This is a genomic window from Nocardioides sp. YR527, assembly GCF_900101045.1.
GTDB lineage: Bacteria > Actinomycetota > Actinomycetes > Propionibacteriales > Nocardioidaceae > Nocardioides.
This window is the reverse complement of the sequence record NZ_FNFN01000008.1, coordinates 1-22,942: the sequence shown is the minus strand read 5'-3', so window position 1 is coordinate 22,942 and position 22,942 is coordinate 1. Positions and strand designations below refer to the sequence as shown.

The following is a 22,942-nucleotide window of genomic DNA, read 5'->3' as shown; positions in this document are numbered from 1 at the left end:
CAGGGGAAGGGATCGGTGACGCCCTTGGGTGCTTTGTAACTGACCTGTGGGCCAACCCGTGAGTAGCCTATAGAAATGCCGGTTCTGGTGTTGCAGATCGCCTCGCGTGGGGCGACCCGGCACAATTGAGCCCATGAGTTCTCCTGGGGGCGCCGGCATCGGCGGCCTGATGGTCGAGACCGAGGCCGATGTCGTACGCCGCCAGGCACTGCGCCGCATGCGCATCGTCGCCACCGGGCTTCTGGTCGTGGCCGCCATCGTCTACCTGCTGACCCTGCGGCTGGACGGGTTCTGGGGGTTCGTGAACGCGGGCGCCGAGGCGTCCATGGTCGGCGCGATGGCCGACTGGTTCGCGGTCACCGCGCTGTTCCGTCACCCGCTGGGGCTGCCGGTGCCGCACACCGCGCTGATCCCGAAGCGGAAGGACGAGCTCGGCGCCAGCCTGGAGGAGTTCGTCCAGGACAACTTCCTCCAGGAGGAGACCATCCGCGAGCGGCTCGGCGTCGCCATGCCGTCGCTGCGGCTCGCGCTGTGGCTCTCGGAGGAACCCAACGCCAAGCGGGTCGTCGACGAGGTCTCCACCGTGGTCGCCGACGGACTCTCCCGGATCAGCAACCGGCACATCGTCGAGATCATCCAGGACGGGTTCGTACCCCGCCTGCGCGAGGAGCAGATCGCGCCACTGCTCGGCGGCACCCTGCAGGCGGCCCTGGACGACGGCGTCCACCACGGCCTGGTCGACCTGGCGCTGGTCGAGCTGCACGGCTGGCTCGAGGAGAACGAGGAGATCGTCACCGAGGTGCTCGGCGAGCGGGCGCCGTGGTGGACGCCTCAGGTGCTGCGCGAGCCGGTGACCGCCCGCATCCACGTCGAGCTGGTCCGCTGGATCGCCGACATCCGCGACGACCCCGAGCACCGCGCCCGCAAGGCGATCGACGCCATGCTCGCCGACCTCGCCGACAACCTGCAGCACGACGAGGCCACCATGGAGCGCGCCGAGCGGCTCAAGGAGCGGGTGCTCGACCACCCCGGCGTCATCAACACGGCCATCTCCATCTGGGACGCGCTGCGCCGTGCGCTCACCACGTCCCTGCGCGACCCCGACGGCGTCGTCCGTCGCCGCGCCCTGGACGAGGTCGTCCGCTACGCCCAGAAGGTCGTCCTCGACGAGACCCTCCAGCGCCGCTACGACGCACTCGCCTCCGACGTGGCCGTCTACGTCGTCAAGCGCTACGGCCGCGAGGCGACCACCGTCATCACCCACACCATCCAGCGCTGGGACGGCAAGCAGGCCGCCCGCCGCATCGAGCTCTTCGTCGGCCGCGACCTGCAGTTCATCCGCATCAACGGCACCATCGTCGGTGGCCTCGTCGGCGTGATCATCCACACCGTCGCCGTCCTGATGGGGTGATGGGGGAGGATGGTCGCGTGAGCGAACCCTTCGACGTACCCATCACCGACGAGGTCATCCGCCTCGGTCAGTTCATGAAGCTGGCCAACCTGGTCGAGACCGGCTCCGAGGCGCGCCCGGCGATCACCGCCGGCGAGGTGACGGTCAACGGTGAGACCGAGCTCCGCCGCGGCCGCCAGCTCCGCCTCGGCGACGTCGTGGAGTACGCCGGTCAGGCTGCCCGCGTCTCCGACGAGGCCGACTTCGACGTCCCCTGGTGAATCCGGCCGGACGAGAGCGAGGCGGTGACCCCGAAGGGTCACCGCCTCGCTGCGTACGAGCTGCTTACTTCTCGACCTTGACCAGGTCGCAGACGAAGATCAGGGTCTCGCCGGGCTTGATCGCGCCGCCGGCGCCGCGGTCGCCGTAGCCCAGGTGGGGCGGGATGACGAGCTGGCGGCGGCCGCCGACCTTCATGCCGAGGATGCCCTGGTCCCAGCCCTGGATGACCTGGCCGATGCCGACGCGGAAGTCGAGCGGCTCGCCGCGGTTGTAGGACGCGTCGAACTCCTCACCGGTGGACAGCGCGACGCCGACGTAGTGGACCGATACGCGGTCGCGCTCGGTGGCCTCCTCGCCGTCACCGACGGTGATGTCCTTGATGACGAGGTCGGTCGGAGGGGTGGGGTCGACGAAGTCGATCTCAGGCTTCTGGCTCATGAATTCAGTCTACGTATCGATTCTCGCTGGGGCACACCACCGTCGTGTCGGCCGTCCCGGGGTAGACCGGGGTCAGGCCGTCGGCACGCTCGCGGCCGAGGTTCCACTCCAGCCAGTCGCCGTCGCGGTCATTGGTCCCGAGCACACAGCTGCGCAGGTCGTCGGGGAGCTCATTCAGGGCCGGCACCGCGTCGTCGCTGAGCTCGGCGAGGAAGTCGGTGTCGATCTTCCCGGTCTTCTCATAGCGCGAGACGTTGTGCTCGGCGATCCACGCGTCCGGGTTGATCGCGGCGATCCCGAGCAGCGCGACAGCCCCGCTGACCAGCGCGAACCGGCCGAGCCAGAGACCGCCGCCGATGGCCTTGCCGGTCACCGCGGCGACGAGCCCGGCGATCACCAGCAGACCCAGCCAGGCCTCGAAGACGTCGACGAGCAGGCGGAGCTGGGTGAAGCCGTACGCCTCCTGGTAGAGGTGCATCCGGTACAGCGCCGACCCGACGACGACCAGGGCCTCGGCAGCGAGCAGCCCGAGAGCGATCCGCAGCCACAGCCGGTCGGCCGTGGTCTCCACCGGTGCCTTGCGCGCGGCCGCCCAGATCACCAGCAGGGTCAGTGCGGTCGCGACGGTGAGCTGACCGAACCCCTGGTGGACGTACTCGGCGTAGGTCAGTCCCGTCGTCTCGCGCAGGTAGTCCTCGCCGCCGAAGACCGCGGCCGCCTGGGCGGCCAGGAACGCGGCGAAGACGGCCACCACGACACCGACCGGAGCCAGCCACTCGTAGCGGTTCGCGACGGGCTGGGACGTACGCTCGCCGCGGTCGATCCGGGGCGGGTTCACGGCCAGGTACGCAGCGCCCATCACAACCCCGAAGACGAAGACGGTCATGAAGATCCGGGCTGCGACGGTGTCAGGGCGTACGTCCGGCACGAACCGGTCGACCCAGCTGCCCAGCACCGCGTCGGCGGTGGTGAACAGGAGCCCGAAGATCACCAGGCCGAGCAGCGAGAGCACCGTCGTGCGGGCGACCGCGGCCCCGTGACCCTTGCCGGAGACGCTGGTCAGCGTGCGGCCCAGCCACGGGATCCCGCGCAGCCCGGCCAGCGGCCAGGAGATCCCGGTCAGCACGATCCCGAGCAGGGTCTTCGCCTGGGTGGAGGCGCACAGGATCACCGCGACCGCCGTGAGCAGGCACAGCGCGACCAGCCACTCGGCGTCGCGGAGCACCGCGACCGAGGAGAGCAGCGCGAACAGGACGTAGCAGACGACCGGGAACCAGCTTCGACGCTTCTCGTTCGCCAGCATCACGACCCCGCCGGCCGCCAGCATCACGATGACCGTGCCGAGCCCGGCGTTGCGGTCGGGGATCAGCAGCCCGCCGAGCAGACCGGCGACCACCGCGCCGATGAAGAGCCCGAACCTGCCCGGAACAGCGGAGTCGGGCCAGTAGGCGCCGAAGATGTCGTCGAGGACGGACGGGGCGCCGTACGCAGGCTTGGGCGCTGTCTCGGTGGGAGCAGCCGGCACGGCCGGCACGGCCGGCACGGCCGGCTCGGCGGGATCGGCGGGATCGGCCGCCGCGGGAGTGGTGGGCATCTGGATCTCCTCGTGGGTGGGGGTGAGATGACTGGCGAGAGTTCGTGCCGGTGGCCGCAGCGGAAGGTCGACGCGCACCCGGGCGCCCGAGGCGCCGGGAAGCGGGTCCAGAAAGGCGATGGATCCCCCGTGCAGGTCGGTGACCCATCGGGCGATGGCGAGCCCGAGCCCGGTCCCGCCGCCCTCGCCGGAGGCGCTGAGCGTGCCGAAGGGCTCGAAGACGCGTCCCCGGTCGGTGGACGGGATGCCGGGTCCGGAGTCGAGGACCTCGAGGTGGTAGCGCTCGCCGTCGACTCCGGCCCGCACGGTGACGATGCCGCCGCGCGGACTGTGCCGGGAGGCGTTGTCGAGCAGGTTGACGACGAGCTGGCTGAGGCGATCGGGGTCGGCGTCGACGACCAGGTCGGCCGGTACGTCGATCTCGTAGGTGACCGGCCGTCCGTTGACCCGCGTCTCCGCGACGCAGGCCTCCAGCAGTGGGCCGAGCTCGACCGAGGCGGTGCTCAGCGGTGCCTTGCCGGCATCGACACGTGCCAGGTCGAGCAGGTCCTCGACCAGCCGGCTCAGACGCTCGGCCTGGCCGAGCGCGGTCTCCAGCGCGGCCGGGTCGGATCCGACGCCGTCGACGAGGTTCTCCAGCACGACGGTGAGAGCGGCCAGCGGCGTACGCAGCTCGTGGGAGACGTTGGCGACCAGGTCGCGGCGCTGGCGGTCGACGGCGCCGAGGTCGCTGGCCATCGTGTTGAACGCACGCCCCAGCTGACCGACCTCGTCGGCACCGACGGCAGGCACCGAGACCGAGTAGTCACCCCGCGCCATCCGCCGCGCCGCACGCGTCATCTGCCGCAGCGGCGAGGTCATCCCCGCGGCCAGCAGTTGGGTGACGGCGAGCGCGATCCCGATCGTGACCGGGATCGAGATCCACGGCGAGACCCCGGCGACCCGCCCGACCGAGCCGACGATCGCCGCGACCAGGGCGCTCGCGGCGACCAGGAGACCGAGCTTGACCTTGATCGAGGAGACCCGCTCCAACGGGGTCATTCGCCGGCCTCGAGCGCGTAGCCGACGCCGTGCACGGTCCGCACCCGCTCGGATCCGATCTTGGCCCGCAGCCCCTTCACGTGGCTGTCGACGGTGCGCGTGCCCGAGGCGTCGTTCCAGCCCCAGACCTCGGAGAGCAGCCGCTCGCGGGTGACCACGGCGCCCGGGTCGGCCGCCAGGCAGACCAGCAGGTCGAACTCGGTCGGGGTCAGCCTCACCTCGGACTCGTCGACCCACACACGTCGGGCTGCCGGATCCATCCGCAGCCCGCCGATCTCAGCCGTACGCCGCGGCGCCCCCGCCAGCTCGGCGGCCCGCTCCACCCGCCGCAGGAGCGCGTTGACCCGGGCGACCAGCTCACGGGCCCGGAACGGCTTGGTCAGGTAGTCGTCGGCCCCGACGCCGAGCCCGACGAGCACATCGGCCTCGTCGACGCGCGCGGTGAGCATGAGGACCGGCACGGGGCGTACGGCCTGGATCCGGCGGCACACCTCGAGGCCGTCGTAGCCGGGCAGCATCACGTCGAGCACGACCAGGTCGGGAGCAGTCGACTCGAAGCAGGAGACCGCCCCGGGGCCGTCCCACGCTCGGACGACGTCGTACCCCTCCGCCGCGAGCCGGTCGGAGACGGCCTGGTTGATGACCGGCTCGTCCTCGACGACGAGGACCCGGCGCGTCACTTGTTCTGGCACATGCCCAGGCTAGAAGCCCGAGTCGCCGGAAAGGCTGCAGAAGTTGTGCAGGTCCTGTGAAGGAAGGGGCATGTGCCGCGATCCGGATGCGTCGACTCGGCGCCGGCGGCCGGGGTGGCTCCGGCACGACGGTGACGTCGCATTCCCGCCGGTGTCGGGAGATTCGGCTCCCTACGGTGGCAGCATGCAGATCGATACCGAGGCACAGGTGCCGGTGCGGCTCAGCGTCCCCACGATCGTGTTCATGGCGCTGGCGGCCGCGCTCGGGACCTCGACCATCTACCCGATGCAGCCCGCGATCACGACGGTGGCCGAATCGCTCGATACGGACGTCGCTTCCATCGGACTGGCTCTTGCCGGCGGCCCCGTCGGCTACATGCTGGGGCTCGCACTTCTTGTGCCACTGGTCGACCGGCTCCCGCCGGGACGCGTTCTCGCGGCGCAGTTCGGGGTTCTGGCGCTCGGGCTCGCCGTCAGCGCTGCCGCAGGTACCGTGACGCTCCTGGGGGCGGTGATGGTCGTGGTCGGGGCATGCTCGTCCGTCGGGGCCGGTCTGAGTTCATTCGCAGGGCGGCTGGCGCCGGCGGGACGGCGCGCCACCGTTCTGGGGACGGTGACTGCCGGCATCTCGGTGGGGATCCTCGCCGGTCGAATCGTCGGTGGCTGGCTGACCGACGAGCTCGGATGGCGCGCGATGCTGCTCGTGCTCGCCGCCGCCTGCGGAGTCATCGCCATGGGGTGCGTCCTGGTGCTGCCCCACGCGACAGCGGCCGGCGAGCGTGGCTATCTCGCTTCGTTGCGGTCGGTGCCGGGACTGATCGTGGGGCACCCCGTTCTGCGTGCTGCCGCTCTGCGGGGCTCGCTGTGGTTCTTCGCGTTCTGCACGGTGTGGGCCGGCATCGCTGTCGCTCTGTCCGAGCCCCCGTACTCCTTGCCGGCCGAACAGATCGGTTTGTACGCCTTGGCGGGCCTGTCGGGTCTGCTGTCCACCCAGGTCGCCGGGAGGTGGGCAGACCGGGTGGGCGCTCGGCGGGTGATCGTGGTCGGCCTCAGCCTCGCCGGAGCGGCCGCGGTTGCTGTGGGGTTCAGTCTCTCGAACACGGTGGTGACGTTGATCTGCCTTGCGATCTTCGACGCCGGGCTGTTCGCCGCTCAAGTCGCCAACCAGAGCACCGTCCTGGCGATCGACCCGGCGGCGCCGGCGCGCTTCAACAGCGCGTACATGTTGGTCTACTTCGTCGGTGGCAGCATCGGAACCGCTTGTGGTGTCGCGGCTGTCGAGTGGTTCGGCTGGCCCATGACCGCCCTGGTCGCCGCTGCTGCCATCGGACTGGCAGCTACGTCTGGTGGACGTACGCCTCGAGCTGGTCGCGCTCGAAGGCGAGCTGGTCGATGCGGTGCTTGACCAGGTCGCCGATGCTGACGATGCCGACCAGGCCGCCGTCGGGGGAGACGACCGGCATGTGCCGGATCCGCCGCTTGGTCATGATCGCCAGGATCTCGTCGATGGTGGCCTCGGGGACACAGGTCTCGACCTCGGTGGTCATGATCGAGGAGACCTCGGCGGCGAGCAGCGCGTCGTTCTCGTGGAGGCGCCGGACCACGTCGCGCTCGGAGACGATCCCGGCGACGGCGGTGCTGTCTCCGCTGACGACACAGGCCCCGATGCCGTGCTCGGAAAGCACCCCGAGCAGGTCACGCACGGTGGCGGTTGATGCGATCGTGACGACTTCTGCGATCGCCTTGCGAGTGAGTACGTCCGCGATCTTCATGCACCAACGGTAGCGGCCGTGACGCACGTCACGCCAGGGTCTGTTCCGGAACGCCTACTCGGTCCCAGGACGGCGGAAGGCGGTGACCGACCCCGGCTGCGCGGCCGGCCAGTCGGCGTCGTTGTTGCCGTCGGGCAGCCCGCCGAGGAACGAGAGCACGGCGTCGTGCAGGTGACCGTTGGTGGCCAGCGCGTTGCCGCCCCACGGTCCCGGGTCGCCGGCCAGCGAGGTGAACTGGCCGCCGGCCTCACGCACGATGATGTCCAGCGCGGCCATGTCGTAGAGCTCGAGCTCCGGCTCCACCGCGATGTCGACAGCGCCCTCGGCGACGAGCATGTAGGACCAGAAGTCGGAGTAGGCACGGGTGCGCCAGCAGCTGCGCATCAGCGCCAGGAAGTCCTCGAGCCGCTCGCGCTCCTCCCAGCCGTGCAGCGAGGAGTAGGACATCGAGGCGTCCTCCAGGCGGCGTACGTCCGAGACCTGGCAGCGGGTCGACTTCATCAGCGACTTGCCGGTGTGGGCGCCCTGGCCCTTCGCCGCCCACCAGCGCCGCCCGAGCTGGGGCGCGGAGACGACCGACATCACGACCTCGTTGTCGACCGCGAGCGCGATCAGGGTTGCCCAGACCGGCACGCCGCGCACGAAGTTCTTGGTGCCGTCGATCGGGTCGACGATCCAGCGGCGGCTGGACGAGCCAGAGGATCCCGACTCCTCGCCGGTGATCGCGTCCCGCGTACGCGCGCGAGAGAGCGTGCGCCGGATCGACTCCTCCACGGCCTTGTCCGCGTCTGAGACGGGAGTGAGGTCGGGCTTGGTCATGACGTGCAGGTCGAGCGCCTTGAACCGCGACGTCGACAGCGAGTCGGCGTCGTCGGCCAGCAGGTGCGCCAGCCGCAGGTCGTCGTTGAAGTCAGGAGTGCTCGCCACGAAGGTCCACTCTAGTGGCTCCGCCGTCGGAGCGAACCCTCCCCTGGTAACCGGTTCCCCACGAAAACACCGCCCGGGGCATGGCGGACCAGACCAGGTCAGAGCGCGTACGTCGGCACCGACCGCGCCTCGAGCAGGCGCCGGAACGAGGCGACCCGTTCCGGATCGAGCCTGCCGTCCTCGATCGCGATGTCGAGCCCGCACTCCGGCGAATCCGCGGCGTGCGAGCAGCCGCGCGGGCACTCCGCCGTCGCCTCCTGCAGATCGGGGAAGGAGACGATGAGCCGTTCCGGCTCGACGTGAGCCAGCCCGAACGTACGGATCCCCGGGGTGTCGATGATCCAGCCCCCACCGTCGGCAGAGTCCGGAAGCCGCAGCATCAACGCCGACGTGGAGGTGTGCCGTCCTCGCCCGGTCACGGCGTTGACGTGCCCGACCTCGCGCCCGGCGTCGGGAACGATGGCGTTGACCAGCGTCGACTTGCCGACCCCGCTGTGGCCGAGGAGGACCGACGTACGTCCCTCGAGCCTGGCCTGCAGTGCGCTCATGTCCCCGCCCTGCTGGGTCACCACCCACGGCACCCCCAGCGACCGGTAGATCGAGACGAGCGACTCCGGGTCGGCCAGGTCGGCCTTGGTGATGCACAGCAGCGGGTCGATGCCCGCCTCCAGGGCAGCCACCAGAGCGCGGTCGATGAACCCCGTGCGCGGCTCGGGGTCGGCGATCGCGGTGACGATCACCAGCTGGTCGGCGTTGGCCACCACGACCCGCTCGACGGGGTCGTCGTCGTCGGCCGTACGTCGCAGCACGGTCTCCCGGGACTCGAGCTCGACGATCCGCGCCAGTGCCCCTTCCGCGCCCGAGGTGTCGCCGACGACCTTCACCCGATCGCCGACGACCACGCCCTTGCGGCCGAGCGGGCGGGCCTTGACCGCCCACACCTCGACATCGGGGGCCTCGTCCATGACCAGCGTGAACCGACCACGGTCGACGGTGATCACTCGTCCGAGGTCGGCGTCGTCATAGCTGGGCCGGTCCTTCGTCCGCGGCCGGGTGCGGCGCCGGGGACGGTCGTAGTGCTCGACGTCCTCGGTCCCGTAGCGCCGCTGTGCCTTCGCCATGGCGTCAGATCAAACCTGTCGAAGCGGAGCCCGAGACGAACAGCTGGGCCCAGAAGGGCGCGAAGTCGGTGAAGGTCTTGGAGGTGGTGGTGATGTTCTCGACCAGTACGTCCTCGACGACAGCCCCGATGATCACGCCGGCATGGGCCATCCGGTGGTCGGCGTAGGTGTGGAACACGCCGCCGTGCAGCGTCGCGGGGCGGATGGTCAGCCCGTCGGGGTGCTCGGTGACGTCGGCCCCGAGCGCGCCCAGCTCGCGCGCGAGCGCGGCGAGCCGGTCGGTCTCGTGGCCCCGAATGTGGCCGATGCCGGTCAGGTGAGAAGGCGTCGATGCGAGCGCGCACAGCGCCGCGACGGCCGGGGTCAGCTCGCCGATGTCGTGCATGTCCAGGTCGATCCCGGTGAGCCGCTCCGGCCCGGTCACGGTCAGCCCGTCGTCGGTGATGCGCACCTCGCAGCCCATCAGCGAGAGCACCTCGCGCAGCTGGTCGCCCGGCTGGTCGGTGGCCTCCGGCCAGTCGCGCACGGTCACGGTGCCACCCGAGACCGCGGCCAGGGCCAGGAACGGAGCCGCATTGGAGAGGTCCGGCTCGATGGTGCGGTCCAGCGCCTGGATCGGTCCTGGTGCCACGGTCCACCGGTTGGCGTCAGCGTCGTCGACCGCGACCCCGTTCTCACGCAGCATCGCGACCGTCATGTCGATATGGGGGAGCGAGGGCACGGGCTTGCCCTCGTGGCGGATGTCCACACCGTTCTCGTAGCGCGCCCCTGCGAGCAGCAGCGCGCTGATGAACTGGCTCGAGGCCGAGGCGTCGACCACCACGGTCCCACCCGGCACGGCACCGGCGCCGTGGATCGCGAACGGCAGCCCGTCCCCGTCGATGTCCACGCCGAGATCGCGAAGCGCACGCAGCACCTCGCCGACCGGCCGCTTGCGCATGTGCGGGTCGCCGTCGAAGGCGACCGTGCCGGTGGAGAGCGCGGCCACCGGAGGTACGAAACGCATCACCGTCCCCGCCAGCCCGCAGTCGACATCGGCATCGGCACCGAACGCCCCAGGCGTCACGACCCAGTCGTCTTCCGAGGTGTCCACCTGCGACCCCAACGACGTCAGCGCTGCCGCCATCAGCAGCGTGTCGCGGGACCGAAGCGCACGACGTACGACGCTGGGCCCCTCCGCGATCGAGGCGAGCACCAGCGCTCGGTTGGTGAGCGACTTGCTGCCGGGCAGCGACACCGTCGCCGTCACCGGACCGTGCGCTCGGGGCGCCGGCCAGGGGTCGGCCGGCCCGTTGGCAGGGTCAGCGGCACGGTCGGTCGTCGTAGTCACAGGTCCAACTTTAGTGTCTGCGACCTGCCGAACCTCAGCGCGTCCGTCGGTCAGGGTGTCTGATGTCAGCCGAGGCCGATCGCCTTGAGGAAGCCCTTCCAGGTCAGGCCGCTCGTGCTGGCGTTGGCTTCCGACTCGGAGGCTTCGTCGTCGGGGTCCTCGACCGGACTGTTGCTACTGCCCGGTGCGGACGGGTTGCCGGTCGTGCTCGGGAGGTCGGGCAGGCCGGGGAGGCCGGTCGGCGTGGGCACCTGGGGCACGTCAGGGGTCCCGGGTGGTGTTGGCACCTGCGGTACGTCAGGGGTCCCGGGTGGTGTGGGCACCTGCGGTACGTCCGGGGTCGGGGGGACGGTCGGGGTGGGCGTGGGCTCCGCGGAGCCTTCGCCCGAGGCTCCGACCGTGTCGTTACCCGGCTCCGGGTCCGCATAGCCCACCGCGGTGAGGCTCGCCTCGAACGTCCACGCGCCGTCGGTGGTGAAGTCGAAGTGGAGCACGCCCTGGCCGTTGTCGGTGCTGGTCAGCGTGCACTCACCCTCGACGACGCCGCCCTGGGGAACGGCCGGCGGGCTCAGCTGCGAGCAGGCCCACATCGACTGCGGGTTCGACCCCTCCGGGTAGGGCTGGGCGACGCCGGTCGCCCGGTAGCGGAAGGTCGCGGTGAAGTCGCCCTCGGGAATGCCGTCGGCGGTCACCTGGACGTGCTCGTACCCGTCGTAGGCCAGGTGATCCAGCGCGATCCCGGCGTCGTGCTCAGGCGCCTGCTCGAGGGTGAGGTCCACCGTGGCGACGTCCTTGCCGCCGTGTCCGTCCGAGATCCGGTAGCTGAAGGAGTCGGTGGCACCGTCGGGGGCCGGGTCTCTCGTGTAGACGACCGTGCCGTTCTCGATGGTCGCGGACCCGTGTGTGGGTGCCTCGGTGATCTCGACCAGCTCGAGGGCGTCGTTGTTGTCGTCGGTGTCGTTGGCAAGCACGTCGATCGGCGTGGGCTCGGGCTCACTGCCGGTGTAGGGAGCGGTCGCACTGTCACCGACGGCCTTCGGTCGCGCGTTGGGGGTGATCACATCGACCGAGCCGGCGACGTCGCCGCCGTTGCCGTCGGTCAGGACGTACTCGATGGTGTCGGTGCCGCGCCAGCCCTTGTCGGCCTGGTAGGTCACCGTGGTGATCGGCTCGCCGGCCATCCGCAGGCCAGCGAAGACGGCGCCGCTGACGCTGCCGCCCTTACCGCCTGACGGCGCGCTGCCGCCCTTGGTGACGGTGCCGTGCGCCGGCGCGGCGACGGAGGCCGACTTGACCGTCAGCGGGTCGCCGTTGGCGTCGGTGGCCCCCTGGGTCAGGTCGATGACCGACTTGCCGCCCGGCGTGCCCTTCACGTCGGCGATCGGGGCGCTGATGACCGGCGCCTGCTGCGCCTGAGCAGGTGCCGGGTCGGCGGGCGGGTCGGCAGGAGGGGCAGCGGGCTGGTCGGCAGGAGGGGCAGCGGGCTGCTTCGCGGGTGGCGCGGCCGGCGGTGCGGCCGGCGGTGCTGCCGGGTCAGCGGGAGCCGGGTCGGCAACGGCCGGTGCCTCGGCGGCGGGCTCATCGGCAACCGGCTCGTTCTGAGCCGGGTCACCGCCGGTGAGAGCGAAGCCGGCGACCACCGCCGCGGCAGCCGCCGTGGCGACACCGGCGCCGACCCCGACCGTACGTCCCACCGGATCGCCCAGCACCCAGTCCCTGGCCCGACCGAGGAAGAACAGCACGCCACCCTTGGCGGCGACGCCACTTCCGACGGCGAGGTAGCCCGCGCCCGCGGCGCCGAGCAGGGCCGGAGCCAGCCAAGCGCCCATCCCGGAGTTGACCTCGGTGAGCTCGAGGTAGATCGCGGTGCACGGGCGGCAGTCCTGCAGGTGGTCGTCGACCTTCGTCGAGTCACGCTTGGACAGGCCGTTGCGGATGTAGGCGCCCAGGTTGGCACGGGTGGTCGCGCACGCCTCCTCGCCCGCGTCCTGGGCGTGCATGGAGATGAACGCCTGCTTGAGGCCTTCGCGCGCGCGGTAGGCGAGCGCGGAGACCGAGTTGGCCGACATGCCGAGCATCGGCGCGATCTCGGCCGGCTTCTGGCCCTCGACCTCGGTGTGCCACAGCACCTGCTGCCAGCGCTCCGGAAGCTGCTGGAACGCCTTCGCGGCGGCCTGGTTGTCGAAGCCCGACACTGCGGTGTCCTCGAACGGCACGCCCGGGTCGAACGGGGTCAGGTCGTCGGTGGTGGTCAGCTTCGAGGCGGCGCGGATCTTGTCCACGTGGAGCCGGCGCAACGACGTCAGCAAATAGGCGCGGAACGCCAGGTCCGGGCCGCCGCCCCGCTGCAGCACGTTGAGCACCTTGGCGAACGCCTCGGAGACGAGGTCGTCGGCATCGCCGGGCGACACCAGCTGGCGGGCGAGGCGGCGGGCAGCCTCGACATGGCGCTCGAACAGCGTCCCGTACGCATCCAGATCACCACCACGGACAGCGGTGATCAGCTCGGCGTCGCCAGGGGCGTCGAGGGTAGGTAGAGAGGTGGGGGTCGATTCGCTCACAGCACCAGAGACGTTAGAAGGACGGAGGTATGACGCGGGTTGCGCCAACGGGAGACATGCGTTGTGCTAACGACCGCGGAAGCCCGCACGTCACGCCCCTCTCCCCGGATCTGACAACAAGTTTTCGCGAAACCCAGAAAATGTGGGTCTCGACCGCGTCATGGTTGCTGATTTGGTACGTCAAGTCCATGTGCAGCGCGATCGGTTGCGCGCGCACCACTGTATCCACGACCCAGCAACTTCGGACAAGGAACGACACCAACGCCAGGAAACACGAGAAAAGAGGTGAGTCGTGCGGCTGTTCTCCCGAGGTCGGCGTGCGCCTGCACCCACCTCGCCTGAGATCACAGAGCTCTCCGACGGGCAGCGCGCGGCGCTCCCGCCGCGCTTCGAGGCCGTCGCCGAGGCGCTCGCCGAGCACAGCAACTACGTCGCCGAGGCCTGCTGGGTCGTCGGCCACGACCTTGCCGAGTCAGGTGTGCCCCTGGGGGAGAGCCTCGAGGATCTTCGGATGACCACGCAGACCGTGGACGACCGCGACCCGGCGTTCGTCGAGGTGCACGCGCTGTCCGTCGCCTGGAGCGAGGCGACGCTGGGTTACCTGCACACCATCTCCTGCGCCGACCCGCTCACCGGTCTCGCCACCCTCGCGCACCTGCGAGAACGCATCTCGGACCTCTACCGTGAGGCCACGGCGCGCAGTCACGCGCTGGTCGTCACCGACGCCCATCTCCCGGGCGCCCCCGGCGGGAAGACCGACAGCATCGCCACCGCCCGCCGGATGTCGCTGCTGGGCCAGACCGCCCGGTCGGTCTTCGCGACCGCGGCTGCCGTCGGACAGGTCGGCCACAGCCGGATGGTCGTGGTCGCCCCGCGTGACGAGACGCTGGTCAAGCGGCTCGGCCTCCTCAAGCGGATGGTCGAGCACAGCGCCGACCGGATCTGGATCGAAGGACTCCCCGAGAACGACAGGTCGGCGGGCCACCTGCTCGACGAGCTCGCCCGCGGAGCCTAGAAATACCTCCGAACACCACCGGCCCCCGGCGCTAAGGTGAACGTATGTGCGGTCGTTACGCGTCCAGCCGCCAACCCGACGAGCTGGCCGAGGAGTTCGAGATCGATGAGCTGCGCCTGCAGGAGCCGCTCACCGAGAGCTACAACGTGGCCCCGACCGACGATGTCTATGCCGTCCTCGAGCGCCCGCCGCGCGAGGAAGCAGCCTCCAGCGAGCGCCAGCTCCGTTCCGTACGTTGGGGCCTGGTCCCGTCCTGGGCCAAGGACGTCAAGATCGGCAACCGGATGATCAACGCCCGGATGGAGACGGTGGGCGACAAGCCGGCCTATCGACGGGCGTTCGCCAAGCGGCGTTGCCTGCTGCCGGCCGACGGCTACTTCGAGTGGTACGCCACCGAGGCCAAGGACGCGAAAGGCAAGCCGCGCAAACAGCCCTACTTCATCACCCCGAAGGACGGCGGCGTGCTGGCGATGGCCGGCCTCTACGAGCTCTGGCCAGACCCCGCCAAGGCCGAGGACGACCCAGCGCGCTGGCTGTGGTCGTGCACCGTGATCACGACCGAGGCCGAGGATGCGCTGGGCCGCATCCACGACCGGATGCCGCTCATGGTGGAACCCGAGCGCTGGGACCAGTGGCTCGACCCGACGCGTCCGGGCGATCTGGATCTGCTGACCCCGGCGGCGCCCGGCCGGCTGGAGGCCTACCCGGTCTCGACGCTGGTGAGCAACGTACGCAACAACGGCCGTGAGCTCGTCGAGCCGCTGCCGATCGAGGAAGCCTGGGGATGACATGGGTGGAACCACGACGCAGATGATCGACACGCCCTACGGACAGGGGCGGCTCTACACCCGCCGGGCGCGGCGACCACAGGCGACGCTGCTGCTCTCACACGGTGCCGGCAACGGCATCGACACCCACGACCTGATGGCGCTCAACGACGCGCTGCCGGCCCAGGGGATCACCGTGGTCCGTTTCGAGCAGCCCTGGCGCGTCAAGGGCAAGCCGGTGGCCACGCCGCCCAAGTCGCTCGACACGGCGCTGACCCTGGCCGCCAACTGGATGCGGGTGCGCACCCCGCTGGTGGTCGGAGGCCGCTCCGCCGGGGCCCGCTCGGCGGTCCGTACGGCGCGCGGCTTTGGCGCCGCGGGGGCGCTGTGCCTGGCCTTCCCGCTGCACCCGATCGCCAAGCCGGGCATCTCGCGTGCCTACGAGCTGCTGGAGTCCAGGGTGCCGACGCTCGTGCTGCAGGGCACCCGGGACAGGTTCGGCAAGCCCGAGGAGTTCCCGGAGGGGATCGAGGTCACCCCGATCCCGGGAGCGGACCATTCCCTCGTCGTCGGCAAGCGCGGCCCGATCACGCAGGCGGACGCCGACGCGATCCTGGTCGAGTCCACCCTGGAGTGGCTGGTCCGCGAGGTCATCGTCTAGCGGGAATGTTTATTGGCCGCCGTGGCGTTCACTCGACATGACCATCCTGCTCGAACGCCCCGCCGCGAATGTGTCGCAGATGAGCGCCCCGCTGCTCGCGCGCGTACCCTGGGACGTGATGAGCGACAACGACGCAGAGGTCGACCTGGCCACAGAGACACCCGAGGAGCGTGCACTGCGCTTCGAACGGGACGCGCTGCCCTTCCTCGACCAGCTCTACTCGGCGGCGATGCGGATGACCCGCAACCCGTCCGACGCGGAAGACCTGGTGCAGGAGACGTTCGCCAAGGCCTACTCCTCCTTCCACCAGTTCAAGCCCGGCACCAACCTGAAAGCCTGGCTCTACCGCATCCTCACGAACACCTTCATCAACACCTACCGCAAGAAGCAGCGCCAGCCGCAGCAGTCGATGTCCGAGGACGTCGAGGACTGGCAGCTGGCGCGGGCCGAGTCGCACACCTCGACCGGTCTGAAGTCCGCGGAGATGGAGGCGCTCGAGCACCTGCCCGACTCTCAGGTGAAGGACGCCCTGCAGCGTCTCCCGGAGGAGTTCCGGCTCGCTGTCTACCTCGCCGACGTCGAGGGATTCGCCTACAAGGAGATCGCCGAGATCATGGAAACCCCGATCGGCACCGTGATGTCGCGGCTTCACCGCGGCCGGCGCCAGCTGCGCGATCTTCTCTCCGACTACGTTCGCACCAACGACCTCACCGGCGCTCGTGGAGGTGCGTCATGAGTGCCCACAAACATGACGCCTCACCCACCGACTGCGCGGACTTCCTCGAGCAGATCGTCTTCCTGATCGACAACGAGCTCGCCGCGGCCGACGCCGACCAGGTCAAGCTCCACCTGCAGAGCTGCAACCCCTGCCTGGAGACCTACGACCAGCAGCGCATCGTCAAGGCGGTCGTGGCGCGCTCGTGCACCGAGGTCGCCCCGGGCGAGCTGCGCGCGAAGATCATGGTCCAGATCCAGGAGCTCCGCACGAGGTCCTGAACCGGCCACAGACGCGACGAGAGCCCCAGCCGATCGGCTGGGGCTCTTGCGTCTCTTGACTGCTCTGACCTCGTGACGAGGGTCAGCGGTCAGGCGTTGGGGCGCTTGCCGTGGTTCGCGCCCTTCTTGCGGCGCGCGCGGCGCTTGCGGCCAGTCTTGCCCATGATGATCTCCTCCATTGGGGTACGTGGACCCCGAGGGGCCTCGGGACAGTCTCTCAAAACCATGCGCGGGAGGGCGAATCTCGACCCGCAGTCACGTCAGGTACGTGGCGTTCGACTTCTTCAGGGCCGCGACGACGACCAGCAGCAGGTCGCCGCGGATCTGCGGGATGTCGTTGCTGAGCGCGAGCTGGATGTAGAGGGCCCGCAGGAAGGCCTCGGCGTTGCCGGTGAGCAGGAACGGGTCACGGTCGGGCGTCTCCGGGGTGGCGGTGGCGACGGTGACGATCCGGTTGATCCACGGCTCCATGATGTTGAGCGGAACCAGGTTGCGGCGCAGCACGGACATCGTGGCTGCGGCCAGCCGGTCGGGCTCTCCGTGGGCGTAGATGGTGTCCCCGCGGGCGAGCACCCGGTCGGCGACCACGTCGAGGATCACCGTCAGCTCGGGCTTGCCGAGGTGCTCGGAGGCGGCCAGGGTGCCGAGCGCGTCGGCGCCGCGGGCGACCGCGTGCGCCCAGCCACGCTCAGGAACGAAGGCCCGCAGGTCGCGCTCGCGCAGCAGCCAGGTGGCGATCCGGTCGCCCCACTCCAGCACCTTCTCCGCACGCACCAGCGAGCGGGCGTTGTCGCGGGCGATGCACTCGGCCAGGGCCTCGACCGAGGACGCCCGGCGGAAGACGCCGTTGTTGCCCGAGTCGCCCAGACCGACCACCAGCCCGGCCGCCATACCGTCGCCCAGACCCCCGAGCAGGTCGTCGTAGACGCCGCGCTGGATCCACGTCGACAGGGCCGGCACGGCCAGCCCGCTGCGTACGTCCGGATCCGGGTCGCCGAGCATCCGGGTGAGCTCGATGGTGAGGTCACCCAGCGGCCGGTCGGTGGGTACGGCGAGACCGGTTGAATGAACCTCGCGCCAGTACGCCTCCGACATGGGGAACATCCTGCCAAACCCGGCCACGCGCCGACCACCGACCCGCGCAATGCGCATACCAAGGTCTACATCTACGCTGTCGGCGTGCCTACCCTGAGCGAGCTCGCCCAGAGCCACACCGAGCTCGACAACGATGATGTCGAGTGGCTTCAGCTGCTCATGGCCGACTGGCAGATCCTGGCCGACCTCTCCTTCGCCGACCTGGTGCTGTGGCTGCCGGACAAGTCCGGGAACGGCTTCTGGGCGGCCGGTCAGATGCGTCCCACGACCGGTCCCACGGCCTATGTCGACGACATCGTCGGCATGTTCGTGCCGAAGGGGCGTCACGCCACCCTGGACGACGCCGTCGACGCCGGCCGGCTCGTTCGTGAGGGCGACCCGGAGTGGCGCGACGACCTTCCCGTGCGGGTCGAGACCATCCCCGTACGCCGGGCCGGCCGCATCATCGCGGTGCTGAGCCGCAACACCAACCTGCTCGGCGTACGCACGCCGTCCAAGCTCGAGCTGTCCTACCTGCAGACCGCCGCCGACCTGACCCAGATGGTGGCCAACGGCTACTTCCCGGCGGTCGGCCAGCGCAGCGACCACACCGACACCCCTCGGGTCGGGGACGGGTTCGTGCGGGTGGATGCCGACGGCGTCGTCGACTACGCCAGTCCCAACGCGCTCTCGGTCTTCCGCCGGCTGGGGCTCTCCGGCGACCTCGCCGGCCAGTCCCTGGCCGGGATGACCCGGGCCCTGGTGCCGCCGCGCAAGCGCCCCGACGAGGAGACGCTGAGCGCGGTCCTCGGCGGTCGGGCGCACCGCGACACCGAGATCGACACCGGGGTGATGGCGATCATCATGCGCTCGATCCCGCTGCGGCCACGTGGCGAGGCGATCGGTGCGCTGGTGCTGCTGCGCGACGTCACCGACCTGCGTCGACGCGATCGTGAGCTCGTCACCAAGGACGCCACGATCCGCGAGATCCACCATCGAGTGAAGAACAACCTACAAACCGTGGCCGCCCTGCTGCGGATGCAGTCTCGCCGGGTCGACTCCGGTGTCGCACAGGATGCGCTGAACGAGGCCGTACGGCGTGTCGGGTCCATCGCACTGGTCCACGAGATCCTCTCCCAGCAGGCCGTCGAGGAGACCGTCGAGTTCGACGAGATCGCCGATCGGCTCGCCTCCATGGTGGGAGAGGTCACCTCGGTCGGCGTCGCCGTGCGGGTACGCCGAGAGGGCTCGTTCGGGTCGCTGCCCTCGGAGGTGGCCACGCCGATGGCGATGGTCGTCACCGAGCTGCTGCAGAACGCGGTCGAGCACGGGTACCGCGGCAACGGTCCGGGCGATCCCGAGACCGGCAAGATCGTGATGTCCGTACGACAGCAACCCGCCGGGCATCTCCAGGTGACCATCGAGGATGACGGTCATGGACTACCCGACGGGTTCAGTCTCGACACATCGACAAACTTGGGGTTGTCGATCGTGAAGACTCTCGTCGAAGGCGAGCTCGGGGGCCGGCTCTCGTTGGGGCCCCGGCCGGACGGCCATGGGGCGAGAGCTGCGGTCGAGCTGCCGTTGGAGCTCTAGGTGGATCGCTAGGGGTTGATGGCCTCTAGGGGTTGGTCAGACGGCGGTGCGGACACGGGAGCGGGCGTTGCGGCGCTTCAGCGCACGACGCTCGTCCTCGCTCAGTCCACCCCACACGCCGTGGTCCTGACCGGCCTCAAGAGCCCACTGAAGACACTGCTCCCGGACGTCGCAACGCCGGCAGACCTGCTTGGCTTCCTCGATCTGGAGGATGGCCGGACCGGTGTTTCCGATGGGGAAGAACAGTTCCGGGTCTTCATCGAGACAAGCCGAACGGTGGCGCCAATCCATGGCTGGGTAGACCCTCTTTCTGACGTAGGATGGGCAAGGCCCTGGTGATTCGAGACCCTGCGAGTCGGCACGTGGCGGGGATGTGTGAATGTCTTCACGTGCGTGCTGGTCTCTAGAGTTCCAAGAAATGGACGCCGAAACAACCCCTAACCAGTGTCTGGTTCGTCACCGGACCGTAACACTCAGTCTTCCTGGGGCTAGACAATTCGGTAACGCGGTGAGTTACCGGAAAATCCGGTCGTGTATGCTACTGCGGATTTTCTGACGCTTGGCGAGGGTTCTAGGCTGCTGAGGTGACCGCGCCGCACCGCCCCTGGACTCTCCTGCTGACCCTGATCGCCGCAGGCGTCGAGACCGCGGCGATGCTGGTGTGGGGAGCGCTGGAGTTCGTACGCATCCCCGACGCCGCCTCGCTCACGACCGCGATCGCGGGCGGACTGTTCTTCCTGCTCTGCGCCGCCGGCATCGGCTGGTGCTCCTACATGCTCTGGCGACTGGAGTCGTGGGCGCGGGCGCCGCTGGTGCTCGTCCAGCTGATCGTGCTCGGCCTGGCCTGGAACCTGCGTGAGGACCTCGCGATCGCGGGCGGGCTGGCGCTGGTCGCGGTCGTCGCCCTCGTCGGCATCTTCGCGCCGCCGAGCATCGCCGCGCTCGAGGAGCGCTAGGGCCGCGACAGGACCGCGCGTATCCATAGGACCAGCGGGACGAGGGTCACCCCGGCAAGCACGACGAACAACACGACGCCACCCTGGGTCGCCACGTCTGAGGCAGGGTCGGCGCGGTGACCGAACCACTGGTCGACCGCGACACCGATTGCCTCGATCTCCCAGAAGAACAGCCCGGCTCCGCAGAGGAAGATGCCGGCGGGCCGGCGCTGCCAGAGCAGCACGGCCACGACCCCCAGGGCTGGCAGCCAGACCACGAGGTCTTGTACATAGATCGGGTTGGTGGTCAGGCCGGTCCCGGCCAGGAAGTCCGGCGGATCCTCTCCCAGATCGGGTACGACGAACCGCAGCCAGGCCAGTGCGTTGAGGGCGACCACGGTCAGGATGAACGCGGCGATCCCACGCGCTGGCAGCCTGCTGTCAGGCGAAAGGACCGGCAGAGGGTCGAGCAACGCGCTGACCAGCGACCACAGCGATAGCCCGAGCAGTGCGACGTAGGCGAGGAACAGCTCGTTGAACGGGGTGGCGTACACCAGGAGGGTGGCGTTGTAGGTGAGGTAGCCGAGCGCGCCGATGAGCGCGGCCCGCCCCCAGACCGAGCCGAGGATCGAGGTGACCACGCCGACCGCGAGCACAGGAAGCGCCAGGGCGAACATGGTGAGCGCCGTGCCGCGTGCGGAGCCGTTCATCACGGGCGGCCCGTTGAGAACTCCGTCGACGAAGAACGTGGGAACGGCCGCGACCAACGCCAGCGCAGCAACGGCGACGCAGAGGCGTCGGGTCCTGGGGCTCACCGCGGCGGACGGTCGGAGGCCCTCACTCCGCGGCGTTCGCATTGCCCTCACGCACCCGCCGCTGGGTCATCGAAGAGGAGCTGGCCTCCTCGACCTTTGAGCAATCCTCTATCTGCCGTGCTGGCGTCCACGTCTCTGGGTTCGTGAGAATGAGTTCTCCGTGGCTACCCAGGTCCATCGCACCGAAGAAGGGGCCAACGAGGATCCGCGCTGCCTGCGTCTTCCAGACACAGAACGCTGCGACCACGACGGAGAACGCTCCCCAGATGAAGAATTCCTCCATGGCGACCTCCTACGATCACTGATCACGCTAGGCAGTGCTCGAGATCTCCATACAGTGCCGAAGGTCGCCGTTGGCACAGCGCCAAAGTCCTCATCCGGGCGTCCGAGACGTCGCTGGTGGAGAGTCAGAACGGTCGTGCAGCTGACCTGGATCATCGTGGCGCTGCTGACGGCGTCATCGGCGGCAGGTCGGCCCGAGCTGTTCGGGTACGGCGCTAGTCCTCCTCCAGCGCCTTGCGCAGCTGGAGGAGCGATCGGTTGAGCAGCCGGGAGACCTGCATCTGGGAGACCCCGAGCTCGGCGGCGATCTCGGTCTGGGTCTTGTTGCGGAAGAACTTCAGCATCAGCACCTGCTTCTCGTGGGCGGAGAGGCTGTCGAGCACGGGCCTGATCGACTCCCGCACCTCGACGTCGTCCAGGCGCAGGTCGTGGGCGGTCAGCGAGTCGAGCATCGGCGCGGTCTCGTCGCTCTCGGAGTCGAGGGACAGCGCTGCGTACGCGTTGCTGGACTCCAGGCCCTCCACGACGGTCTCGAGGCTGACCCCGAGCCGGGTGGCGAGGTCGCGGGCCGTGGGGGAGCGGCCGAGCTCCTGGGAGAGCTCGGCGGTGGCGTCGCGGAGGTTCTGCTGCAGATCGCGAAGGCGACGGGGAACGCTGACGGCCCACCGGCTGTCGCGGAAGTAGCGCTTGATCTCGCCGAGGATCGTGGGCACCGCGTACGTCGAGAACTCCACGTCGCGGGAGAGGTCGTAGCGGTCCACGGCGTTGAGGAGGCCGACGACGCCGACCTGGACGAGGTCCTCGTGCGGCTCGCCGCGACCGTAGAACTGCGAGGCGCAGTATTCGACCAACGCCATGTTGAGGTGGACCAGCTCGTCGCGGACGGCGGTCCGTTCCGCATCGGGTAGGTCCGGCCCGGCGAGGGCCCTGAAGAGCTCCCGGGAGCGTGTGCGGGCGTCATCCACCTCGCGGGTGCTCCTGGACCTCGACGACCGAATCGTCTCCTGCGCCATGTCAGCGCGCGGCTCCAAGCGGGGTCGCTCCCGCGACCAGGGAGATCCTGAGCTGATCACCGTCGGGGGTGGCGGTGACCTCCCTGGCCAGGGTGGTGAGCACCTGCCAGGCGAAGCTCTCCTCGTCGATCTCCGCCTCGACATCGCGGGTCGTGGTCACGGTGACCCCGATGGTGTCCTCGCCGAGGTCGAAGACGACGTCCAGGTCAGCGGCCTCCGCGGCGCACTCCAGACAGATCGCCGCCGCCTCGCTGACCGCCATCCGCAGGTCCTCGATGTCCTCGAGCGTGAAGTCGAGGCGCGCGGCCAGCGCGGCCGTCGTCGTACGCAGCACGGAGACGTAAGCGCCTTCTGCGGGAAGGCGCAGCTCGACCTGGGGCATCTGGGTTGTCAGTCCTTCTGTGGGAGTCCCGATGATTATGCAACGAGACCGGTCTCGCCGCCCCGTTAACGCACCACAGCCGCTCCGGGAACGGAGCGGCTGTGGTGCGCGGGGCCGAGCTTCGAGAAAGCTCAGGCCTTCGTTCCTCAGGCCTTCTTGGTCGCCCAGAAGATCTCGGCGATCTCGTCGATCTTGGCGAGGAGCTTGTCGGCGGTCTCGAGGTCGAGGGTGCCCTTGGTGCCGGCGGCGCCGGCGAGC

Annotated in this window: 25 protein-coding genes; 10 read left to right on the top strand and 15 right to left on the bottom strand. The window is 69.7% G+C overall.

From position 1 onward, the window contains the following. Positions 1–133: 133 nt before the first annotated feature. Positions 134–1,411: a DUF445 domain-containing protein gene (locus BLT25_RS22690; protein WP_091050914.1), complete on the top strand. Its 1,278-nt coding sequence runs from the start codon at positions 134–136 to the stop codon at positions 1,409–1,411. Between the two features lie 17 nt (positions 1,412–1,428). Continuing rightward, positions 1,429–1,671 (top strand): RNA-binding S4 domain-containing protein, encoded by a 243-nt coding sequence (locus BLT25_RS22685; protein ID WP_091050911.1) that lies wholly within the window; start codon positions 1,429–1,431, stop codon positions 1,669–1,671. A gap of 64 nt (positions 1,672–1,735) precedes the next feature. Here BLT25_RS22685 and BLT25_RS22680 read toward each other — a convergent pair whose 3' ends face one another. Genes BLT25_RS22680 through BLT25_RS22670 form a run of 3 tightly spaced genes read right to left on the bottom strand, consistent with a single transcriptional unit; the run spans position 1,736 to position 5,437 of the window. After that, entirely contained in the window at positions 1,736–2,110 is a 375-nt protein-coding gene (locus tag BLT25_RS22680) for an FKBP-type peptidyl-prolyl cis-trans isomerase (RefSeq protein WP_091050909.1), read from the bottom strand. 4 nt (positions 2,111–2,114) lie between these two features. After that, on the bottom strand, positions 2,115–4,745 hold the full coding sequence (locus BLT25_RS22675) for a DUF4153 domain-containing protein (protein ID WP_091050906.1): 2,631 nt from the start codon (positions 4,743–4,745) through the stop codon (positions 2,115–2,117). Beyond that, complete coding sequence (locus tag BLT25_RS22670) at positions 4,742–5,437, bottom strand: response regulator transcription factor (RefSeq protein ID WP_256328742.1); 696 nt, start codon at positions 5,435–5,437, stop codon at positions 4,742–4,744. Before BLT25_RS22670 ends, BLT25_RS22675 begins: the two co-directional genes overlap by 4 nt. Before the next feature lie 184 nt (positions 5,438–5,621). Between BLT25_RS22670 and BLT25_RS22665 the strand changes: the two genes are divergently transcribed. Then, entirely contained in the window at positions 5,622–6,842 is a 1,221-nt protein-coding gene (locus BLT25_RS22665) for an MFS transporter (protein ID WP_091050901.1), read from the top strand. Here BLT25_RS22665 and BLT25_RS22660 read toward each other — a convergent pair. The 5 genes from BLT25_RS22660 to BLT25_RS22640 form a co-directional block, all read right to left on the bottom strand. Further along, on the bottom strand, positions 6,775–7,209 hold the full coding sequence (locus tag BLT25_RS22660; RefSeq protein WP_091050899.1) for a CBS domain-containing protein: 435 nt from the start codon (positions 7,207–7,209) through the stop codon (positions 6,775–6,777). The two genes, BLT25_RS22665 and BLT25_RS22660, sit on opposite strands and share 68 nt — an antisense overlap. Before the next feature lie 54 nt (positions 7,210–7,263). Continuing rightward, positions 7,264–8,136 carry an inositol monophosphatase family protein gene (locus BLT25_RS22655; protein ID WP_091050896.1) on the bottom strand — a complete coding sequence of 291 codons (873 nt, stop codon included), beginning with the start codon at positions 8,134–8,136 and terminating at the stop codon, positions 7,264–7,266. A gap of 98 nt (positions 8,137–8,234) precedes the next feature. Beyond that, positions 8,235–9,257 (bottom strand): ribosome small subunit-dependent GTPase A, encoded by a 1,023-nt coding sequence (rsgA, locus tag BLT25_RS22650; protein WP_091050894.1) that lies wholly within the window; start codon positions 9,255–9,257, stop codon positions 8,235–8,237. 4 nt (positions 9,258–9,261) lie between these two features. After that, complete coding sequence (gene aroA / locus BLT25_RS22645; protein ID WP_091050892.1) at positions 9,262–10,587, bottom strand: 3-phosphoshikimate 1-carboxyvinyltransferase; 1,326 nt, start codon at positions 10,585–10,587, stop codon at positions 9,262–9,264. 65 nt (positions 10,588–10,652) lie between these two features. After that, entirely contained in the window at positions 10,653–13,148 is a 2,496-nt protein-coding gene (locus BLT25_RS22640) for a sigma-70 family RNA polymerase sigma factor (RefSeq protein ID WP_176884190.1), read from the bottom strand. A 292-nt stretch (positions 13,149–13,440) separates the two neighbouring features. Here BLT25_RS22640 and BLT25_RS22635 point away from each other — a divergent pair, with 292 nt between their 5' ends. The 5 genes from BLT25_RS22635 to rsrA all read left to right on the top strand — a co-directional run bounded on the left by BLT25_RS22635 (position 13,441) and on the right by rsrA (position 16,587). Continuing rightward, on the top strand, positions 13,441–14,163 hold the full coding sequence (locus tag BLT25_RS22635; protein WP_091050887.1) for a hypothetical protein: 723 nt from the start codon (positions 13,441–13,443) through the stop codon (positions 14,161–14,163). A 44-nt stretch (positions 14,164–14,207) separates the two neighbouring features. Further along, positions 14,208–14,951, top strand: coding sequence for an SOS response-associated peptidase (locus tag BLT25_RS22630; RefSeq protein WP_091050884.1), 744 nt, complete (start codon positions 14,208–14,210; stop codon positions 14,949–14,951). Position 14,952: 1 nt separating this feature from the next. Beyond that, complete coding sequence (locus BLT25_RS22625; RefSeq protein WP_091050883.1) at positions 14,953–15,591, top strand: alpha/beta hydrolase family protein; 639 nt, start codon at positions 14,953–14,955, stop codon at positions 15,589–15,591. Between the two features lie 118 nt (positions 15,592–15,709). After that, on the top strand, positions 15,710–16,327 hold the full coding sequence (locus BLT25_RS22620; protein WP_091051406.1) for a sigma-70 family RNA polymerase sigma factor: 618 nt from the start codon (positions 15,710–15,712) through the stop codon (positions 16,325–16,327). Continuing rightward, positions 16,324–16,587, top strand: coding sequence for a mycothiol system anti-sigma-R factor (gene rsrA / locus BLT25_RS22615; RefSeq protein WP_091050880.1), 264 nt, complete (start codon positions 16,324–16,326; stop codon positions 16,585–16,587). Before BLT25_RS22620 ends, rsrA begins: the two co-directional genes overlap by 4 nt. Before the next feature lie 89 nt (positions 16,588–16,676). Here the strand turns inward: rsrA and BLT25_RS30725 are convergent, their stop codons facing one another. Next, entirely contained in the window at positions 16,677–16,751 is a 75-nt protein-coding gene (locus BLT25_RS30725; protein WP_369797015.1) for a 50S ribosomal protein bL37, read from the bottom strand. A 91-nt stretch (positions 16,752–16,842) separates the two neighbouring features. Then, positions 16,843–17,682: a DUF2785 domain-containing protein gene (locus BLT25_RS22610; protein ID WP_091050877.1), complete on the bottom strand. Its 840-nt coding sequence runs from the start codon at positions 17,680–17,682 to the stop codon at positions 16,843–16,845. Between the two features lie 84 nt (positions 17,683–17,766). Between BLT25_RS22610 and BLT25_RS22605 the strand changes: the two genes are divergently transcribed. Then, on the top strand, positions 17,767–19,257 hold the full coding sequence (locus BLT25_RS22605; protein WP_091050876.1) for a sensor histidine kinase: 1,491 nt from the start codon (positions 17,767–17,769) through the stop codon (positions 19,255–19,257). Positions 19,258–19,293: 36 nt separating this feature from the next. Here the strand turns inward: BLT25_RS22605 and BLT25_RS22600 are convergent, their stop codons facing one another. Continuing rightward, positions 19,294–19,548 (bottom strand): WhiB family transcriptional regulator, encoded by a 255-nt coding sequence (locus tag BLT25_RS22600; RefSeq protein ID WP_008362075.1) that lies wholly within the window; start codon positions 19,546–19,548, stop codon positions 19,294–19,296. A 293-nt stretch (positions 19,549–19,841) separates the two neighbouring features. Here BLT25_RS22600 and BLT25_RS22595 point away from each other — a divergent pair, with 293 nt between their 5' ends. Next, positions 19,842–20,213, top strand: a complete 372-nt coding sequence (locus tag BLT25_RS22595) for a hypothetical protein (protein ID WP_091050873.1) — start codon at positions 19,842–19,844, stop codon at positions 20,211–20,213. Here BLT25_RS22595 and BLT25_RS22590 read toward each other — a convergent pair. The 4 genes from BLT25_RS22590 to BLT25_RS22575 form a co-directional block, all read right to left on the bottom strand. Then, positions 20,210–21,007, bottom strand: coding sequence for a hypothetical protein (locus BLT25_RS22590; RefSeq protein WP_143033830.1), 798 nt, complete (start codon positions 21,005–21,007; stop codon positions 20,210–20,212). The genes BLT25_RS22595 and BLT25_RS22590 overlap by 4 nt on opposite strands. A 22-nt stretch (positions 21,008–21,029) precedes the next feature. After that, complete coding sequence (locus BLT25_RS22585) at positions 21,030–21,290, bottom strand: hypothetical protein (protein ID WP_091050867.1); 261 nt, start codon at positions 21,288–21,290, stop codon at positions 21,030–21,032. A 214-nt stretch (positions 21,291–21,504) separates the two neighbouring features. Next, positions 21,505–22,254 carry a SigB/SigF/SigG family RNA polymerase sigma factor gene (locus BLT25_RS22580; protein WP_256328741.1) on the bottom strand — a complete coding sequence of 250 codons (750 nt, stop codon included), beginning with the start codon at positions 22,252–22,254 and terminating at the stop codon, positions 21,505–21,507. 49 nt (positions 22,255–22,303) lie between these two features. Further along, entirely contained in the window at positions 22,304–22,684 is a 381-nt protein-coding gene (locus tag BLT25_RS22575; RefSeq protein ID WP_091050862.1) for an ATP-binding protein, read from the bottom strand. Positions 22,685–22,942: the final 258 nt, after the last annotated feature.

Bases quoted from the DNA above. Each gene is read 5' to 3' on its own strand.
- BLT25_RS22690 (WP_091050914.1), top strand. From the start codon at position 134: ATGAGTTCTCCTGGGGGCGCCGGCATCGGCGGCCTGATGGTCGAGACC.
- BLT25_RS22680 (WP_091050909.1), bottom strand. From the start codon at position 2,110: ATGAGCCAGAAGCCTGAGATCGACTTCGTCGACCCCACCCCTCCGACC.
- BLT25_RS22675 (WP_091050906.1), bottom strand. From the start codon at position 4,745: ATGACCCCGTTGGAGCGGGTCTCCTCGATCAAGGTCAAGCTCGGTCTC.
- BLT25_RS22665 (WP_091050901.1), top strand. From the start codon at position 5,622: ATGCAGATCGATACCGAGGCACAGGTGCCGGTGCGGCTCAGCGTCCCC.
- BLT25_RS22660 (WP_091050899.1), bottom strand. From the start codon at position 7,209: ATGAAGATCGCGGACGTACTCACTCGCAAGGCGATCGCAGAAGTCGTC.
- rsgA (WP_091050894.1), bottom strand. From the start codon at position 9,257: ATGGCGAAGGCACAGCGGCGCTACGGGACCGAGGACGTCGAGCACTAC.
- BLT25_RS22630 (WP_091050884.1), top strand. From the start codon at position 14,208: ATGTGCGGTCGTTACGCGTCCAGCCGCCAACCCGACGAGCTGGCCGAG.
- BLT25_RS22625 (WP_091050883.1), top strand. From the start codon at position 14,953: ATGGGTGGAACCACGACGCAGATGATCGACACGCCCTACGGACAGGGG.
- BLT25_RS22620 (WP_091051406.1), top strand. From the start codon at position 15,710: ATGAGCGACAACGACGCAGAGGTCGACCTGGCCACAGAGACACCCGAG.
- rsrA (WP_091050880.1), top strand. From the start codon at position 16,324: ATGAGTGCCCACAAACATGACGCCTCACCCACCGACTGCGCGGACTTC.
- BLT25_RS22610 (WP_091050877.1), bottom strand. From the start codon at position 17,682: ATGTCGGAGGCGTACTGGCGCGAGGTTCATTCAACCGGTCTCGCCGTA.
- BLT25_RS22600 (WP_008362075.1), bottom strand. From the start codon at position 19,548: ATGGATTGGCGCCACCGTTCGGCTTGTCTCGATGAAGACCCGGAACTG.
- BLT25_RS22585 (WP_091050867.1), bottom strand. From the start codon at position 21,290: ATGGAGGAATTCTTCATCTGGGGAGCGTTCTCCGTCGTGGTCGCAGCG.
- BLT25_RS22575 (WP_091050862.1), bottom strand. From the start codon at position 22,684: ATGCCCCAGGTCGAGCTGCGCCTTCCCGCAGAAGGCGCTTACGTCTCC.